Source organism: Pseudomonas sp. 25 R 14 (assembly GCF_900004755.1).
Classification (GTDB): Bacteria; Pseudomonadota; Gammaproteobacteria; order Pseudomonadales; family Pseudomonadaceae; genus Aquipseudomonas; species Aquipseudomonas brenneri.
This window is the reverse complement of record NZ_CVTS01000052.1, coordinates 214,535-229,552: the sequence shown is the minus strand read 5'-3', so window position 1 is coordinate 229,552 and position 15,018 is coordinate 214,535. Positions and strand designations below refer to the sequence as shown.

Genomic DNA, 15,018 nt, shown 5'->3' with positions numbered 1-15,018 from the left:
TTCATGCGTCTGCGCCTCCCAAATAGGCTTCAAGCACTGCGGGGTTGTTTTGCACTTCTTCAGGCAGGCCCTGGGCGATGGGCTGGCCGAACTCCATGACCACCACGCGATCCACCAGGCCCATGACGAAGTCCATGTCGTGCTCCACCAGCAGGATCGCCATGCCTTCGGCGCGCAGGCGTTTGAGCAGTGCGGCCAGGGCTTGTTTCTCCTGGAGGCGCAGGCCCGCGGCAGGCTCGTCCAGCAGTAACAGGCAAGGATCGGCACACAGGGCGCGGGCGATTTCGAGGATACGTTGCTGCCCCAGTGCCAGGCTCGCGGCGTCCTCCTGCAACGCGTCACCCAGACCGACCCGTTCCAGTTGATAACGGGCCTCGGCCAGCAACTGCTGCTCCTCGGCACGGTCCAGGTTCAGGCTGGCGGCGATCACCCCCTGGTGCCCGCGCAAATGGGCGCCGAGGGCGGCGTTCTCCAGCACGCTCATCCCGGGCAGCAGTTTGACGTGCTGAAAGGTGCGGCTCATGCCCAGGCGGGCGACATGCCGTGAGGTTTTGCCATTGAGGGGCAGGCCTTTGAAGTGGATATCGCCTGAGGTGGGCCTGTCGACCCCGGATAACAGGTTGAACAAGGTGCTTTTGCCAGCGCCATTCGGACCGATCAGGGCGAGGATTTCCCCGGCGTCGATATGCAGGTTCATCTGGTTGTTGGCGACGAGGCCGCCATAGCGTTTGGTCACCTGGTTGGCCTGCAGGATGCGGGTGCCGTGTTCGACCGCAGTGCGACGGGGCAGGGCCTGTGCCTGGGGCAACGGCGCGGTGCGTGTGCGGCCCTTGAACCACTTGCCCAGCCATGGCGTCAGGCCGCCCGGCGCGCAGTGCATCAGCAGCACGATCAGGATGCCGAAGACGATGGTTTCGTAGTTGCCGCCGTCGCCCAGCAGGTGGGGCAGCCAATCTTGCAGCCACTCCTTGAGCACTGTGAGGATGCCAGCGCCCAACAGTGCGCCCCAGATACTGGCCACCCCGCCGATCAGCGCCATGAACAGGTAATCGATACCCATGCCCAGGCCGAACGGGGTCGGATTGACGAAGCGCTGGGTATGGGCGTACAGCCAGCCCGATACGGCGGCAAACAGCGCGGCGATGACAAAGATCACCATCTTCGAACGGAAGGTGTTGACGCCCATGGACTCAGCCATCAACTGGCCGCCCTTGAGCGCACGGATGGCGCGGCCTTCCCGGGAGTCGAGCAGGTTGTGGGTGATCAGCATCGCTGCGCCCAGCACCAGCCAGATCAGGTAGAACATCTTTTCCCCCTGGTCCAGGGAAATTCCGCCGAGGGAAATGGCTGGCAGCCCGCCGACGCCGGTATGGCCACCCAGGGGTTCCAGGGTGCCGAACAGATAGTAGAGCGAAAGCCCCCAGGCGATGGTGCCCAGTGGCAGGTAGTGCCCGGACAGGCGCAGGGTCAGGGCGCCCAGCATCAGCGCCACCGTCACCGTCAGGGCCACGCCCACCAGCAGAGTCAGCCACGGCGAGGCACTCGCCCATTGCAGCCAGGTCGGCAGTTGCTCGGCGGTAGTCAGCCATGCCGTGGTGTAGGCCCCAAGGCCGACAAAAGCGGCCTGGCCAAAGCTGGTCATGCCGCCGACCCCGGTCAACAGCACCAGGCCAAGCACCACCAGGGCATACAGGCCGATGTAGTTGAGCAAGGTCACGTAGTAGGGGGCGAGCACCAGCGGCGCCAGACCCAGCAGGGCAATCAGTCCGAGGATCAGGTAGCGTGGTTTCATTCGTGTTCCTCCACGTGACGGCTGGTGAGGGAGCGCCACAGCAGGAACGGAATGATCAGGGTGAAGACAATCACTTCCTTGTAGGCGCTGGCCCAGAACATCGAGAAGGCTTCGATCAGGCCCACCGCGAGGGCGCCCAGGGCTGCCACGGGGTAGCTGACCAGTCCACCCATGATCGCACCGACAAAACCCTTGAGGCTGATGATGAAACCGGAGTCGAAGTACAGGGTGGTGATGGGGGCGATCAGAATCCCGGACAGGGTGCCGATCAGGGCGGCCAGGACGAAGGTGCTCTTGCCGGCCATCTCCGGGGAAATGCCCATCAGGCGTGCGCCCATGCGGTTCACTGCCGTGGCGCGCAGGGCCTTGCCGTACAGGGTGCGCTCAAAGAACACAAACAAGCCGATGATCAGGCCCAGGGACGCGGCGATAATCCACAGCGTCTGGCTGTTGAGCGCCACCGGGCCCAGTTCCAGGCCTTGTTCGGAGAAGGGCCGGGTTCGCGCGCCTTCCGGGCCGAACAACAGCAGGCCCATGCCCACCAGGCTTACATGCACTGCAATCGAGACAATCAGCAACACCAGCGAGCTGGCCGAGGCGATGGGTTGGAAGGCCAGCCGATAGATCAACGGCCCCAACGGCACGACCAAGGCCAAGGTCAGCAGGGCCTGCAACGCCATGGGCAGTTGTGCCAGCGGCAGGTTGTTGACCAGGCCCACCATCGCCGCCGCGTAGGCGATCTTTACCAGGCTCTTGCGCGGCAAGCGCCAGGCGTGGGGGCGGCGGATCGAGGCGAGCAGGTCGAGGGCGCCATCGAGCAGGGTCAGGGCCAGCAGCAGCCAGACCAGTGCAGTGGGCTGGCCCGCTTGCAGGCTGGCCATGGTCAGGGCGCCATAGGTGACGAACTCACCCTGGGGGATCAACAGGATCCGGGTCACGGTAAACACCAGGAGAATCGACAAGGCCAGCAGCGCATAAATGGCGCCATTGGTGATGCCGTCCTGGCCAAGCAGCAAGGCTATCTGGGCATTCATAGGGCAACTCTTTGCACGGGGTCATCAGGCTTGCGGCGCCCGTCGGACACGGCTGGCCGAGCGGGCGATGGGGTGCGCTCTCAGTCTTTAAGCAGGGTCCAGGTGCCATTTTTCACCTGGATCAACTCCCGGCCTCGTTCATCGAACCCGCTGTGGTCGTCCGGGGTCATGCTGTAGACCCCTTGGGTGCCCGCCAACTCGTGGGTGCTTTCCAAGGCGTCACGCAGCGCCCGGCGGAACTCCACGGTGCCCGGCGCGGCCTTGGCGGCAGCCAGCGGGATTGCCGCTTGCAGCAGCAGGCCGGCATCGAAGGTATTGGCGCCGAAGGTGGCGGGCTTGCTGCCATAGAGTTTTTCGTAGTTGGCGGTGTAGTCCGCAGCGATTTTTTTCGACGGATTGCTGTCGGGGATTTCATCGAGCACCAGCATCAGGCTGGCGGCGAGGATCGTCCCTTCGACTTTCTTGCCACCCAGCTTGAGGAAGTCCGGTAGCGCGGCGCCATGGGTCTGGTAGACCTGGCCACGGTAGCCCTGGTCGAACAGCGTGGCCTGGGGCATTACGGCCGGGCTGCCAGGCGCGGCTACCAGTACCGCGTCGGGGCGTGCGGCGAGCACTTTCAGGCTTTGCCCGGTGATTGAGGTGTCCTGGCGCTGGAAGCGTTCGTTGGCGACGATCTTGATCCCATGCTCGGTCGCCAGCGCCGTGGCTACCTTGGCCCAGTTCTCGCCATAAGGGTCGGCGGTGCCAATCAGGCCCAGGGTTTTTACCTGATGCCTGGCCATGTGTTCGAACAGCGCCTTGGCGATCAGTTCGTCATTTTGGGTGGTCTTGAACACCCATTTCTTCTCTGCCGTCATCGGCAGGATCACCGCCGCAGTGCCCACGGGCGACAGCAGCGGGACCTGGGCCTGGGCGACAAACGAGATCACTCCGATGGCATTGGGCGAGCCGCTTGGGCCGATGATCGCATCCACGTTGTCTTCGCTGATCAGCTTCTTCAGGGCCTTGACCGTGGCCGTCGGGTCGCTGCCGTCGTCCAGCGCGATGTAGCGGATGGCCTGGTCCCCGACCTGGGTCGGCAGCAGCGCCACGGTGTTTTTCTGTGGCACGCCGATCATGGCCAACGGGCCTGCGGCCGAGGTGATCACGCCGACCGTGACTTGCGCCTGGGCCAGGGATACGCAGGCCGCACTCAGTAGCAAGGTGGACACAGCTTTTTTCAAGAGCATGGAGTTCTCCGAAGCATTGCAAGGCTAAGCAAGCGCCCGTCCCTCGGCCCGTCGCCGCTTGAACAGCGGTCGCGATGCGCGATGGAGGCGAGCCCTTGGCGGTTGCCGCAACGGCGCGAGCCGCTGTTGATGGGCGAGTAGGGCGATAGCAGGTTGCATGCCAGAAAAATTCGGGACAGCGGTGTGAAGCAGGGTTTATCCCGGGCAGTGGACGTTGTGTTTGTCGTTCCGTGGCGAGACAAACCAGCGTTATGCGAAGGCGCTAGCTCGCGGTTTTATCGCTGTTTTTTATGATTTTTTAATTTAAAAAACATGCAAAAACTTAGACTTATATCGATGGGTTTTGTTGCGAAAAAACAATCGGTAATTTTTCGTTTCTGCGCATTTTTTAAGATTTTTTGTGCTTCAGGTAAACAGAAGGAAAGCGTGGGCGATGTTGTATTTATATTTTATGTGTTTGAAATATAAGTATTTATTTTGATTTTTATTTTTTGTTTTGCGTTTTTTAGAGTGTTACCGAAATGCACGGCTCCGGTGCATCTCGTGGGAAATGTGCACCGAAAATACCCATATTTTAAAATAGATAATTCAATTGACATTTCACGTAAATATTATGATTTTAGATTTAAGCGTTGGGCAGGGGTTGATCTGTCCAGTCCACTGACAGGCGACGCGCAGGCGTCACAACATTGAGCGGGAGGTGGCATGACTATCGTCGTCGAGCATATGGCGTTGGGGGGGAGTGGTCTGTCGGTGATGGTCAAGGACACGATCGACATCGCAGGCTTTGCAACCCGTGCTGGCAGCCAGGCTTTGGAGAGCGCAGCAGCGGCGCAGGAACATGCCCCAGTGGTCGAGGCCCTGCTCGCGGGCAACTGTCGGATTCTCGGCAAGACCAGCCTGCATGAGTTGGCCTTTGGCACCACGGGGATCAACCACTGGAGCGGCACCGCCGACAACCCGCTGTACCCCGGGTTGATTCCTGGCGGCTCCTCCAGTGGTTCGGCGGCGGCGGTTGCGGCAGGGCTGGTGGACTTCGCCCTGGGCACCGATACGGGTGGCTCGGTGCGTGTGCCGGCCGCCTGTTGTGGCGTATTTGGCCTCAAGCCGACCTTTGGCCGGATCAGCCGTGCGGGGGTGATGCCCGGCGTCTCCAGCCTCGATTGTGTCGGCCCCTTTGCCGCCAGCATGGAACTGTTGATCGCGGCCATGCAGGTCATTGACCCTGGGTTTATTGCCCAGTCCTGCCCACCCAATCTCAGCATCGGCGTGGTGCCCGTCACGGCGCACCCGCAGATCCTGCAAACCCTCGACGCGGCATTGGCCCGCAGCGGTTTTGCCCTGCACCCAACGCCGCTGCCTGGCATGGAGGCGGCCTACAACGCGGGCCTGGCCGTGATCAATCGTGAGACCTGGAACGCCTGTGGCCACCTGCTGCCCAGCGGCCTGCTGGGCGCGGACATCGCAGCACGCCTGCAAGCCGCGGCCTTGACCAGCGACGAAGCTCTGCAGCAGGCCGAACAGGTGCGCGAAGCGTTCACCCATGAGGTGGACGCGGCCCTGGCGCAGCACCCGATCCTGGCCTTGCCCACCCTGCCCGATTACCCCCTGCAAGTGGCGCAGGCGGCAGATACCCGCGCTGCCATCGGCATGACTAGCCTGGTGCGCCCCTTCAACCTCACCGGCCACCCAGCCCTGAGCCTGCCGTTGCAAGGTCCGAGCGGCCTGCCAGTGGGTCTGCAACTGATCGCCGGCAAAGGCCAGGACGCGTTGTTGTGCGCCGTGGCCCTGATGATTTCGCAACGCCTAGAACAACAATCAGCCTGATTCTTTTTGGAGGTATTCCATGACTGCACTCCGTGCACAAAGTCCGAGGTCCGACCTGTCGATCATCGACGGTGAAGACTTCCAGCAACTGTTGGATGTCATCCGTCGGCGCGCGCGTAGCGGTGAGTTCGACCAGCAAAAACACATCAGTCAGGACATCATCGAGCGCTTCCGCACCCTGGGCGTGTATCGGGCCCTGGTACCCAAGCGTTTTGGCGGGGACGAGTGTTCGCCGGCGCAGTTCTGCCAGATGGTTGAAGACATTGCCCATGCCGACGGCTCCGCCGGCTGGGTCGCGAGTTTTGGCATGAGCCTGGTGTACCTCTCGGCCTTGCCCCTGGCGAGTATCGAGCAGGTCTACGCCAACGGCCCGGATGTGGTGTTCGCCGGAGGGATCTTCCCGCCGCAACCGGCCGCGTTTGTCGACGGTGGCCTGGAGGTCAACGGGCGCTGGAAGTTCTCCAGCGGCTGCATGGGCGCCTCGTTGATCGGGGTTGGTATCGCCCCGAAAAACGGCGACATGCTCGGCCTGCCACGCATGGCCGTAATGCCCAGGGACAAGGTGCGCATCGAGCAGACCTGGGACGTGACCGGGCTGATCGGTACCGGCAGCCACGACCTGGTGGTCGAGGGCGTGGTGGTACCGGAGGAGTGGACGTTTGTGCGTGGCGGGCCGTCGAGCCTGACCGAGCCGTTGTTTCGCTACCCGTCGCTGTCGTTCGCCACCCAGGTGTTGTCGGTGGTCGGGCTGGGCGTGGCGCGTGCTGCACTGGATGAACTCAGTGGCATGGCCAATGGGCGCATTTCGGTGACTGGCGCGCCGTCCTTGTCCGATCGCCCCCTGGCCCAGGTGGAAGTGGCCAAGGCCGAGGCGGCCTTGCTTTCGGCGCGGGCCTGGTTCTACCAGGCCATCGATGATGCCTGGAGCAGCATCCTCGCCGGCGACCCGGTGTCGGTGGAACAAACCAACCTGCTGCGCCTGTCGTCGACCCATGCCACCCGCGTGGCCGCTGATGTGGCGCGCACCGCGCAGATGCTCTCGGGGATGAGCGGGGTGTACCGCAGCAGCCCGCTGTCGCGCTTCGTCAACGACGCCCAGGTCATTACCCAGCACGCCTTTATGGGTGACATGACTTACCAAAGCGCCGGTGCGATTTTCTTTGGCAACAAGCCGTTGCCCGGCTACCTGTGACGTTCAATTCTCAAGAAAAAAGGTGACTGCAATGAGCGATACCAAAGCCTTGCGCGTGCTGTTTTGCATGGGCATCAACCAGAATTTCTTCGACGCGCCGCGGGACGAACAACTGCAAGTCTGGGCGGCGTTCAGCCAGATGTGGAATGGCATCCATGACCTGCCGGGCGTCAAGGTGTTCGGCAACATGGATGACGACCAGAGCATGGTCGGCCCGTCCGCCGGCTACCCCTGGACCACCTACCTGCTGGCGGACGTGCCGGATATCGCCAGCGTGCATGCGGCTTGCAACCTGTTTCGCAGCACCCCGGTGGGGGACGGCACCTACAAGCTGTGGAAGTACTGCAAGGTCGAGGCCCGTACCGGCCGCGAACTGATTATCCAGCGCTGAGGCCCGGCTATGAACGACTCACTCCAAGCCCTGGAACAACGCCTGGACGCCCTGGAAAGTGCCAACGCCATCCGTGCCTGCATGAACCGTTACATGCAGCTGTGCGACGACCTGGGCGCCCACTCGCCACTGGACGAACTGGCCGGCCTGTTCACCCCCAACGCGATCTGGGAAGGCAAGGGCAGCAAGTACCAGGAGGCCTTTGGTGGCTATCACGGGCGTTCGGCCATTCGCGGGATGTTTGCCACCTACATGGTCGAGCCCGCGCACTTTGCCCTCAACGTGCACTTCCTGACCAGCGAACAGATTGAGGTCCGGGGCCTGCAGGCCGGCGGTGCCTGGGTGATGTTGCAGACCTCGACCTTTGCCAGTGGCGCGTCCCATTTGAACAGTGCACGGCTGAGCGTGACCTTCGAGTGTGAGGACGGCCAGTGGCGGATCGCCCATTTCCAGACCGAGAACCTGTTCAGCCGCCCCGTGAGCCTGTGGAACCACAGTGCCCGGTTGCCGGTGCCCCATAAGCCGGGTGAGTGAAACCCGCATTCAAGTGAGTCGGCCCGGCGGGTCGACGAGGAGACATCGTGAATAACCTGATTCAAGCCGTGAACCTTGAAAGTTGCCCGTCCGAACGCGTCCTGCCGGACCGGGTGCACACGTCGCTGTACACCGATGCGCAAGTCTTCGACCAGGAGCTGGAGAAGATTTTCTACAAGACCTGGATCTGGGTCGGCCACGTCAGTGAAATTCCCGACGCGGGCAGCTACAAGACCACCTTCGTCGGCAAGCAGCCGGTGATTGTGGTGCGTGACCGCAAGCAGGCGATCCATGTGCTGCTCAACCGTTGCCGCCACCGCGCCGCGACGGTGTGCGAGCACAAGAAGGGCAAGACCAACAGCTTCGTCTGTCCCTACCACGGCTGGAGCTACGCCCTCGACGGTTCGCTGCGTGGCGTGCCTCATCCGGAGAGTTACGCCGACATGCTGGACAAGGGTGAGCACCCCTTGGTGAGCCTGCGGGTCGAGCAATACGCGGGGATGATTTTCGCCACTTTCAACGACGCCATCGAGCCGTTGGAAGACTTTCTCGGTGCGGCGAAAAAATGGATGGATCTGTTTATGAAACAAGGCGGTGGCTACCCGATCAAGGTCGCCGGAGAACACCGCTTCCGCTTCCCCGGCAACTGGAAAATCCAGCTGGAAAACACCACCGACGCCTACCACTTCCCGTTGGTGCACAAGTCGTTCCTGTCGTCGGTGGATAAGCAGACCGAAGAGATGCTCAATTTTGTCGGCGGCAGCGGTTATGTCGAGGACCTGGGCAACGGTCATAGCGTGATGGTGATGATCCCCGACCTGATCGACCTGGAAGCCAACCTTGAGTTGCCGATCCCGGCGCGTTTCGAAGAACTGGCCGGGCAACTGCGCGAAGAAGGGCATGACGAGCAAGCAGTGCGGCGCATCGTCCGCGCCGTGGGCGGCTCGGGGTTCAACCTCAATCTGTTCCCCAACATCGCGTGCTCAATGGCGTTCTTCCGGGTGCTGCAACCGATTGCCGTGGACGAGACCGAGATCCACCACGCAGTGATCACCATGGACGGCGGCCCGGCGGTCGCCAACCGCTACCGCTTGCGCCTGCATGAGCACTTCCAGGGGCCGATGGGCTTTGGCACGCCAGACGACTCCGAGGCGTGGGAGCGGGTGCAGAAGGGCGCCAGTGCCGGCACCGACCTGTGGGTCATGCTCAATCGCGGCCTGGCGGGCGAGCAGGCCAGCACCGATGGCCTGGTCAGTGATGTCAGTGCCGAAACCGGCATGCGCGCCGGCTATCAGCAGTGGAAAAAAATGATGTCGGCCCAGGAGACCCAGTGATGATCAACCTACAACTGCTCAACCAGGCCAGCGCCTTTATCTGGCAAGAAGCGGACATGCTCGATCACGGTGAGTTTGAATCATGGCTGGCGCTCTGGACCCAGGATGCGACCTACATCATCCCCATCGACCCGCTGGAAACCGACTTTGAGAACACCCTCAACTATGCCTATGACGACCATCACATGCGCCAGTTGCGGGTCACACGCCTGACCAGCGGCGAGTCGATTTCCACCACGCCACGGGCGCGCACCGTGCGCACGCTGTCACGGTTTCGCCTGCTCGCCGATGACGGCAAAACCGTCACCGTGCGCTGCGCACAGAACCTGCGCGAATGCCGCAAGGACGTGCTCAAGCACTACACCGCCGATATCACGTTCGAGCTGCTGCGTGACGGCGACAGTTTCAAGATCCAGCGCAAGCTGATCCACCTGATCAACTCCACCGACACCCTCGCCGGTATCGGTTACATCCTGTGAGGGCGCCGGCATGACACACATAGCCTTAGTGACGGGCGCTGCCCAGGGCCTGGGGTACGCCATCGCCGCCCAGTTGTACGCGGCGGGGTACGCGGTGGTGCTCAGCGACCTTTCCCTGGAGGCGGCAAACGCCAGCGCCCGGCGCCTGGACCTGAGCGGCGAGCGCGTGTTGGCGCTACGTCTGGACGTGGGCTGCAAGGCCGATTTCGAGCAGGCACTGGCGGCGACCCTAGAGCGTTTCGGCGCCCTGCATGTGTTGGTCAACAATGCGGCCATGACCCTGGCAACGCCGTTGATGCAGATCAGCCCCGAGGAGTTCGAGCGGGTCACCAACATCAACCAGCGCGGCACCTTTGTCGGTTGCCAGGTATTGGGGGCTTACCTGGCTGACCAGGGCTATGGGCGGATCATCAACATGGCGTCCCTGGCCGGGCAGAACGGCGGGACTGCTACCGGTGGGCATTACGCGGCATCCAAGGGCGCGATCATCACTCTGACCAAGATCTTCGCCAAGGAACTGGCGGCACGCGGGGTGACGGTCAATGCCATCGCCCCGGGGCCGATCGACTCGCCGGCAGTGCATGCCGTGGTCGCGCCCGAGCGCATGGAGCAACTGCTCGAAGCGATCCCGGTCAAGCGCCTGGGCAGTGCCGATTACATCGGTCGCCTGGTGGTGCAACTGGCGGAACAGGATGCCTATTTCGTCACCGGAGCGACCTGGGACGTCAACGGCGGGCTATTCATGCGCTGATGCGACAACGGGCCGACCGTGATCGGCCTTGGCCAATAATAACCAGCGGAACGAGCCGATATGAGCGTGCAAACATTATTGAAAGTGGTGGTGCAAAAACGCCAGGAACAGGGCCAGGGGGTGGTGGTCCTCGACCTGGCCGACCCTGATGGCCAGGCGTTGCCGGCCTTCGAGGCCGGGGCCCATGTGGACATTCACCTGCAAGCGGGCCTGGTCCGCCAGTACTCGCTGTGTGGCGACCCGGCCAATTCCCGGGTCTATCGCCTGGGCGTGTTGAAAGATCCGGGCTCGCGCGGCGGCTCCCTGGCGGTACATGAGCAACTGCTCGAAGGCCAGGTGGTGCAGATCAGCGCACCGCGCAACCTGTTTCCCCTGGCGGCCGATGCGCAACGCTCGATCCTGATCGGCGGTGGTATCGGCATCACGCCCATGGTGGCCATGGCGTATGCCTTGCAGGCCCAGGGGCGGGAGTTCCAGCTGCACTATTGCGCGCGGTCACGCAGCCTCTGCGGCTTTATCGATGAGCTGCAGCACGCGTTATTCGCGTCGCGGGTACACACCCATTTCGATGACGAAGACCAGGGTCAACGGCTTGACCTGCAAGCGGTGCTCGGAGTGCCCGGCGCTGGGGTCCATGTCTACGTCTGTGGGCCGGCCGGCTTCATGGATTGGGTCATCAGTGAGGCGGCCAAGGCCGGTCATGCCCAGGACCATATCCATCGTGAGTACTTCCAGGTCGAGGTCGACAGCAGCGGCCAGGGCTTTGAAGTGGTCGCCGCGCGCAGCGGCAAGCAGGTGCAGGTGCAAGAAGGCCAAAGCATTCTCGACGCCCTGGCCAGTGTCGGTATCAAGATTGAAATCTCCTGCGAGCAGGGGGTGTGCGGGACGTGTCTGTGCGATGTGCTGGAAGGTGAGCCCGACCATCGGGATGTCTACCTCACCGACGACGAAAAGGCCGCCAATGACCAGATCCTGGTGTGTTGCTCGCGGGCCAAATCGAAAAAACTGGTGCTGGACATCTGAATTGGCGGAGGGCAAGACCATGGTAGATACAACAGGTTTTCGCAATGCAATGGCATTGCTCGGCGGCGCCGTCTCGGTGATCGCCACCGATGGCGCAGCCGGGCGCTTCGGCTTTACGGCCTCGGCGGTATGCAGCGTGACGGATCAGCCGCCGACCCTGCTGGTGTGCATGAACCGGGCGTCGACGTCCAATATCAACTTCAAGAGCAACGGTGTGTTGAGTGTCAACGTACTGACAGCCGATCACCAGGCGATTTCCGGGGTGTTTGCCAACCGTGACATGAACACCGAGCAGCGTTTTGCCTGTGCCCAGTGGGTGACCCTGGAAAGTGGCGCGCCGATTTTGCAGGAGTCGCTGGTGAGTTTCGATTGCCGCATCGCCCAGGCCCATGAGGTGGGCTCCCATACGATTTTCTACTGTGAGGTGCTGGGTATCTGCAATGGCGAAAGCCAGGAAGGCCTGGTGTATTTCAACCGTGCCTATCATCGCCTGGGGGACGCATCGAAGGCCGCTTCTTGATCGTTGCCAACTAACTTGTCCGGTTCTCTAAAACAACAATAAGCGTGCTCCGCACGCATGCGTCTTTTTGCAGCAAGTGGTTATAAAAACAAGACTGCGGATTAACTGCCCATTAGTTATCTGCCCCACTCAAATGTTTTGCGCGCATATAAAGGAACCACCGATGCCTCTTGAAAATAGAATGGCCCGCGACTGCGTGTTCGTCGGCCTGCTGGGCTGCCTGACGCCGCTATTTGCCCACGCCGACTTTATCAACGACCGTCAAATCAGCCTGGGCCTGCGCAACTTTTACCTGGACCGGGACTTTCACCAGACGGATGCACCCAAGTCCCGGGTCGGCAGTTGGACCCAGGGTTTCGACTTCAAGGCCGCCTCAGGCTACACCGAAGGCCCTATGCAGTTCGCCCTCGATCTCTACGGACAGTATGCGTACCGCCTGGACGGCGGTGGCGGGCGTGGGCCGGACTCGGTGATCCCGTACGACGACAGCCGTGGCGAACCGGTGCAGGACTACGGCCGGGCGGCGTTCGCGGCGAAAGTTCGCTATTCGAAAACCGAATTGAAGTTGGGCGAGCACCGCCCGACCTTGCCGGTGGCGTATTACGACGATACCCGGCAATTGGTGACCACATTTAATGGGGTCAGTATCGAGTCCAAGGACATTGATAAGTGGACATTGACCGCCGGGCGTTTCAACCAGATCAGTTCACGGGAATCATCCGACCGCGAAAAAATGTACCTGTTTAATGGCCCGGATATAAAACGCCGCAGCGCCGGCCTGAACTTTGCCGGTGCCACTTATGCACTGACCCCACAGTTATCGGCGACGTATTTCTACGGTCAGTTGGAAGATATCTACCAGCAGCAATACTTCGGCCTGAGCCATGACCTCGACCTGGGTGGCGGCTATGCCTTGAAAAGCGACCTGCGTTATTTCGATAACCGCGAAGATGGCAAGGCGTTGTACGGAAACATCGATAACCGCTCCTATGGCCTGATGACCGCCTTGAAAAAGGGCGGCCATACTTTTGGCGTCGCCTACCAGCGCATGCTCGGTGACAGTGGTTTCCCCACCATCAACGGCTATGCACCCCAGCCGTACCTGGTGAACTGGTCCGTGGTGTCTTACGTCAAGCCCAATGAGAGCTCCTGGTCAGTGAGTTATGACTACAACTTCGCAGCGATGGGCGTCCCGGGGTTGAAGTTCAAGACGCGCTACTTCCGCGGGACAGGCATCGACCGTGGCAACAACGCCCTGGACCAGAACGTGGAAAGCGAACGCTGGCTGGCCCTTGGCTATGTGGTGCAGGCCGGGACCTTCAAGAACCTGGGGTTGGAGTGGCGCCGTTACGACGTCAAGACCCGTTATGGCAACGGCAGCGCGGCGGGGCCGGATTATACGGAGACACGCTTGATTACGACGTATGTGTTCAAGTTCTGAGGTGGGCTGAGGCGATTAGATATCACTCCACTGGGCTGGCAAGGAGTATGCAACTCGTTGCCAGCCAAATCACAGACAAAGAAAAGCCCGCGATGGGGAGTGCGGGCTTAAAGGTTTTCACTAGGAGCTGGAATCACCCTAGGCGCCCGACTGTGAAAGGGATGTGAAAGCGCCAAGCAATTTGCGTGCGCGCTGATCAGCGATGTGTCGATAAGCGATAAACCCCCACTGGCCACTGCACCAGGGATTTGCCCTTGTTGAACAGCGCAACGCGGTCCATTTGTGGGGTAGGCAGCCACAGCACTCCGTCCTTGTCCAGGAACGGCGCGTCAACCCAATGCAATCGCTCGTCCACGATCAGGGTTTCGATCTGCCCGTCAGTGCGGCGTACGCGAATGGCATCATGGGCCAGGTCGGAAAAGTACAGGTTGCCCTGTGCGTCCATGACCGAGCCACCGGTTGCGGGGATATCGGCAAAGAACTCAACCCGCGCGGCCAGTTGTTCCGGGCTCAGTGCCGGGTTGGCAAGGTCTTGGATACGCACCTTGGACCAGGGGCCTTGCAGCGGGCCGTAATACAGCCAGATGCCATCAATGCTGACTTCCAGCGGATCGGCGTTGACGCGCAGGGGGGCACCATCGGGAGCCTTGACCACCTGGTTGCTGAGGATCAAGTCCCGGTCAGGCCGGGCGACCACCGATGCATGTTGGTTCAATACACGCCGGGCAGCGCCGGTCTTCAGGTCCACCACAATAATGCCGGCATTTCCCGCATCGGTGAGCAAAGCCATGCCGGCGCTGAAGCGCACGTCATCCACATAACTGCCGGCTGTGGCGATGTCCGCCCCGAAGAAGTAGGTCCGAACCACCTTGTTTGTAGGCAGATCGATACACACCAGCTTTGCGCCCTGGCTGACGGGGTTGCCGCCGAACTCGGGCGAGCCGGTATCCACCACCCACAGTTTGTCGCCTTCCAGGCGCAAGGCATTGATGTTCACAAAGGCATTGGTTGCATCCAATCCTGGCGCCCAGTTGTTCCAGGCACTGTTTGGATAGGCGCTGTGCTGGCCATTCTGGTCAACTGCCGTCAGTTGCGGGCCCTGGGTGCCGGTCCAGCGTGGCCCCGATAGAAACGTGCGGCCGCTGTAATGCGCCACGGCATTCCAGATCTGCCCGGAGCTTTGGACTGCGACGCCCAGCTCGGGCTGTTTGACGGTGCTGCACCCGATAAGCAGTGCCAGCATCGCAGCGCCCAGCAGCAAGCGGGTCATGGCCGTGCGCCCCCGGCGCGGGCACAGGTTTCCCATAACTCTGTGAGGCGTTGATGGAGGGTGTGCATGAATTGGCTGACGGTGGTTTTCGACATGGTGATTCTCCTGCATCCGGTATGTGACCTAACGAGGAGATAGCTTGATTGTTCGTGTTTACCTGAAAAAGCCCAGGTTCAACGCATTCAGTTTCTTTAAAATATT

At 61.5% G+C, this 15,018-nt stretch carries 14 protein-coding genes; 10 read left to right on the top strand and 4 right to left on the bottom strand.

Features of this window, described 5'->3' with window-relative positions; all coding sequences use genetic code 11:
* Window position 1: 1 nt before the first annotated feature.
* From BFQ03_RS19535 to BFQ03_RS19525, 3 genes are all read right to left on the bottom strand, one after another.
* Window positions 2-1,792, bottom strand: coding sequence for a branched-chain amino acid ABC transporter ATP-binding protein/permease (locus tag BFQ03_RS19535; protein ID WP_065943774.1), 1,791 nt, complete (start codon window positions 1,790-1,792; stop codon window positions 2-4).
* A complete protein-coding gene (locus tag BFQ03_RS19530; RefSeq protein ID WP_032863775.1) occupies window positions 1,789-2,826 on the bottom strand; it encodes a branched-chain amino acid ABC transporter permease in 1,038 nt (345 codons plus the stop codon). Before BFQ03_RS19530 ends, BFQ03_RS19535 begins: the two co-directional genes overlap by 4 nt.
* Window positions 2,827-2,906: 80 nt before the next feature.
* Window positions 2,907-4,055 carry an ABC transporter substrate-binding protein gene (locus BFQ03_RS19525; protein ID WP_065943773.1) on the bottom strand — a complete coding sequence of 383 codons (1,149 nt, stop codon included), beginning with the start codon at window positions 4,053-4,055 and terminating at the stop codon, window positions 2,907-2,909.
* Between the two features lie 705 nt (window positions 4,056-4,760).
* Between BFQ03_RS19525 and BFQ03_RS19520 the strand changes: the two genes are divergently transcribed.
* The 10 genes from BFQ03_RS19520 (at window position 4,761) to BFQ03_RS19475 (ending at window position 13,547) form a co-directional block, all read left to right on the top strand.
* Entirely contained in the window at window positions 4,761-5,882 is a 1,122-nt protein-coding gene (locus BFQ03_RS19520) for an amidase (protein WP_065943772.1), read from the top strand.
* Window positions 5,883-5,901: 19 nt separating this feature from the next.
* A complete protein-coding gene (locus BFQ03_RS19515; RefSeq protein ID WP_065943771.1) occupies window positions 5,902-7,074 on the top strand; it encodes an acyl-CoA dehydrogenase family protein in 1,173 nt (390 codons plus the stop codon).
* Between the two features lie 31 nt (window positions 7,075-7,105).
* Window positions 7,106-7,465, top strand: a complete 360-nt coding sequence (locus tag BFQ03_RS19510; protein ID WP_032863767.1) for a hypothetical protein — start codon at window positions 7,106-7,108, stop codon at window positions 7,463-7,465.
* 9 nt (window positions 7,466-7,474) lie between these two features.
* A complete protein-coding gene (locus BFQ03_RS19505) occupies window positions 7,475-7,999 on the top strand; it encodes a nuclear transport factor 2 family protein (protein WP_065943770.1) in 525 nt (174 codons plus the stop codon).
* Between the two features lie 47 nt (window positions 8,000-8,046).
* Entirely contained in the window at window positions 8,047-9,333 is a 1,287-nt protein-coding gene (locus BFQ03_RS19500; protein WP_065943769.1) for an aromatic ring-hydroxylating oxygenase subunit alpha, read from the top strand.
* Between the two features lie 2 nt (window positions 9,334-9,335).
* The gene (locus tag BFQ03_RS19495) at window positions 9,336-9,812 is read left to right on the top strand and encodes an aromatic-ring-hydroxylating dioxygenase subunit beta (protein WP_032863795.1); all 477 of its coding nucleotides are present in this window, start codon (window positions 9,336-9,338) and stop codon (window positions 9,810-9,812) included.
* 10 nt (window positions 9,813-9,822) lie between these two features.
* The gene (locus BFQ03_RS19490; RefSeq protein WP_065943768.1) at window positions 9,823-10,563 is read left to right on the top strand and encodes an SDR family NAD(P)-dependent oxidoreductase; all 741 of its coding nucleotides are present in this window, start codon (window positions 9,823-9,825) and stop codon (window positions 10,561-10,563) included.
* Window positions 10,564-10,623: 60 nt separating this feature from the next.
* Window positions 10,624-11,586 (top strand): PDR/VanB family oxidoreductase, encoded by a 963-nt coding sequence (locus BFQ03_RS19485; protein WP_065943767.1) that lies wholly within the window; start codon window positions 10,624-10,626, stop codon window positions 11,584-11,586.
* Window positions 11,587-11,605: 19 nt separating this feature from the next.
* The gene (locus tag BFQ03_RS19480; RefSeq protein ID WP_005787271.1) at window positions 11,606-12,106 is read left to right on the top strand and encodes a flavin reductase; all 501 of its coding nucleotides are present in this window, start codon (window positions 11,606-11,608) and stop codon (window positions 12,104-12,106) included.
* A 163-nt stretch (window positions 12,107-12,269) separates the two neighbouring features.
* Window positions 12,270-13,547: an OprD family porin gene (locus BFQ03_RS19475; protein ID WP_065943766.1), complete on the top strand. Its 1,278-nt coding sequence runs from the start codon at window positions 12,270-12,272 to the stop codon at window positions 13,545-13,547.
* 196 nt (window positions 13,548-13,743) lie between these two features.
* On the opposite strand, the gene BFQ03_RS19470 is transcribed toward BFQ03_RS19475, so the two are convergent.
* Window positions 13,744-14,817: a major royal jelly family protein gene (locus BFQ03_RS19470; protein WP_223232700.1), complete on the bottom strand. Its 1,074-nt coding sequence runs from the start codon at window positions 14,815-14,817 to the stop codon at window positions 13,744-13,746.
* Window positions 14,818-15,018 lie beyond the last annotated feature (201 nt).

Coding starts and splice junctions, on each gene's coding strand:
- BFQ03_RS19535 (WP_065943774.1), bottom strand. CDS start 1,792: ATGAAACCACGCTACCTGATCCTCGGACTGATTGCCCTGCTGGGTCTG.
- BFQ03_RS19530 (WP_032863775.1), bottom strand. CDS start 2,826: ATGAATGCCCAGATAGCCTTGCTGCTTGGCCAGGACGGCATCACCAAT.
- BFQ03_RS19525 (WP_065943773.1), bottom strand. CDS start 4,055: ATGCTCTTGAAAAAAGCTGTGTCCACCTTGCTACTGAGTGCGGCCTGC.
- BFQ03_RS19520 (WP_065943772.1), top strand. CDS start 4,761: ATGACTATCGTCGTCGAGCATATGGCGTTGGGGGGGAGTGGTCTGTCG.
- BFQ03_RS19515 (WP_065943771.1), top strand. CDS start 5,902: ATGACTGCACTCCGTGCACAAAGTCCGAGGTCCGACCTGTCGATCATC.
- BFQ03_RS19510 (WP_032863767.1), top strand. CDS start 7,106: ATGAGCGATACCAAAGCCTTGCGCGTGCTGTTTTGCATGGGCATCAAC.
- BFQ03_RS19505 (WP_065943770.1), top strand. CDS start 7,475: ATGAACGACTCACTCCAAGCCCTGGAACAACGCCTGGACGCCCTGGAA.
- BFQ03_RS19490 (WP_065943768.1), top strand. CDS start 9,823: ATGACACACATAGCCTTAGTGACGGGCGCTGCCCAGGGCCTGGGGTAC.
- BFQ03_RS19485 (WP_065943767.1), top strand. CDS start 10,624: ATGAGCGTGCAAACATTATTGAAAGTGGTGGTGCAAAAACGCCAGGAA.
- BFQ03_RS19480 (WP_005787271.1), top strand. CDS start 11,606: ATGGTAGATACAACAGGTTTTCGCAATGCAATGGCATTGCTCGGCGGC.
- BFQ03_RS19475 (WP_065943766.1), top strand. CDS start 12,270: ATGCCTCTTGAAAATAGAATGGCCCGCGACTGCGTGTTCGTCGGCCTG.
- BFQ03_RS19470 (WP_223232700.1), bottom strand. CDS start 14,817: ATGACCCGCTTGCTGCTGGGCGCTGCGATGCTGGCACTGCTTATCGGG.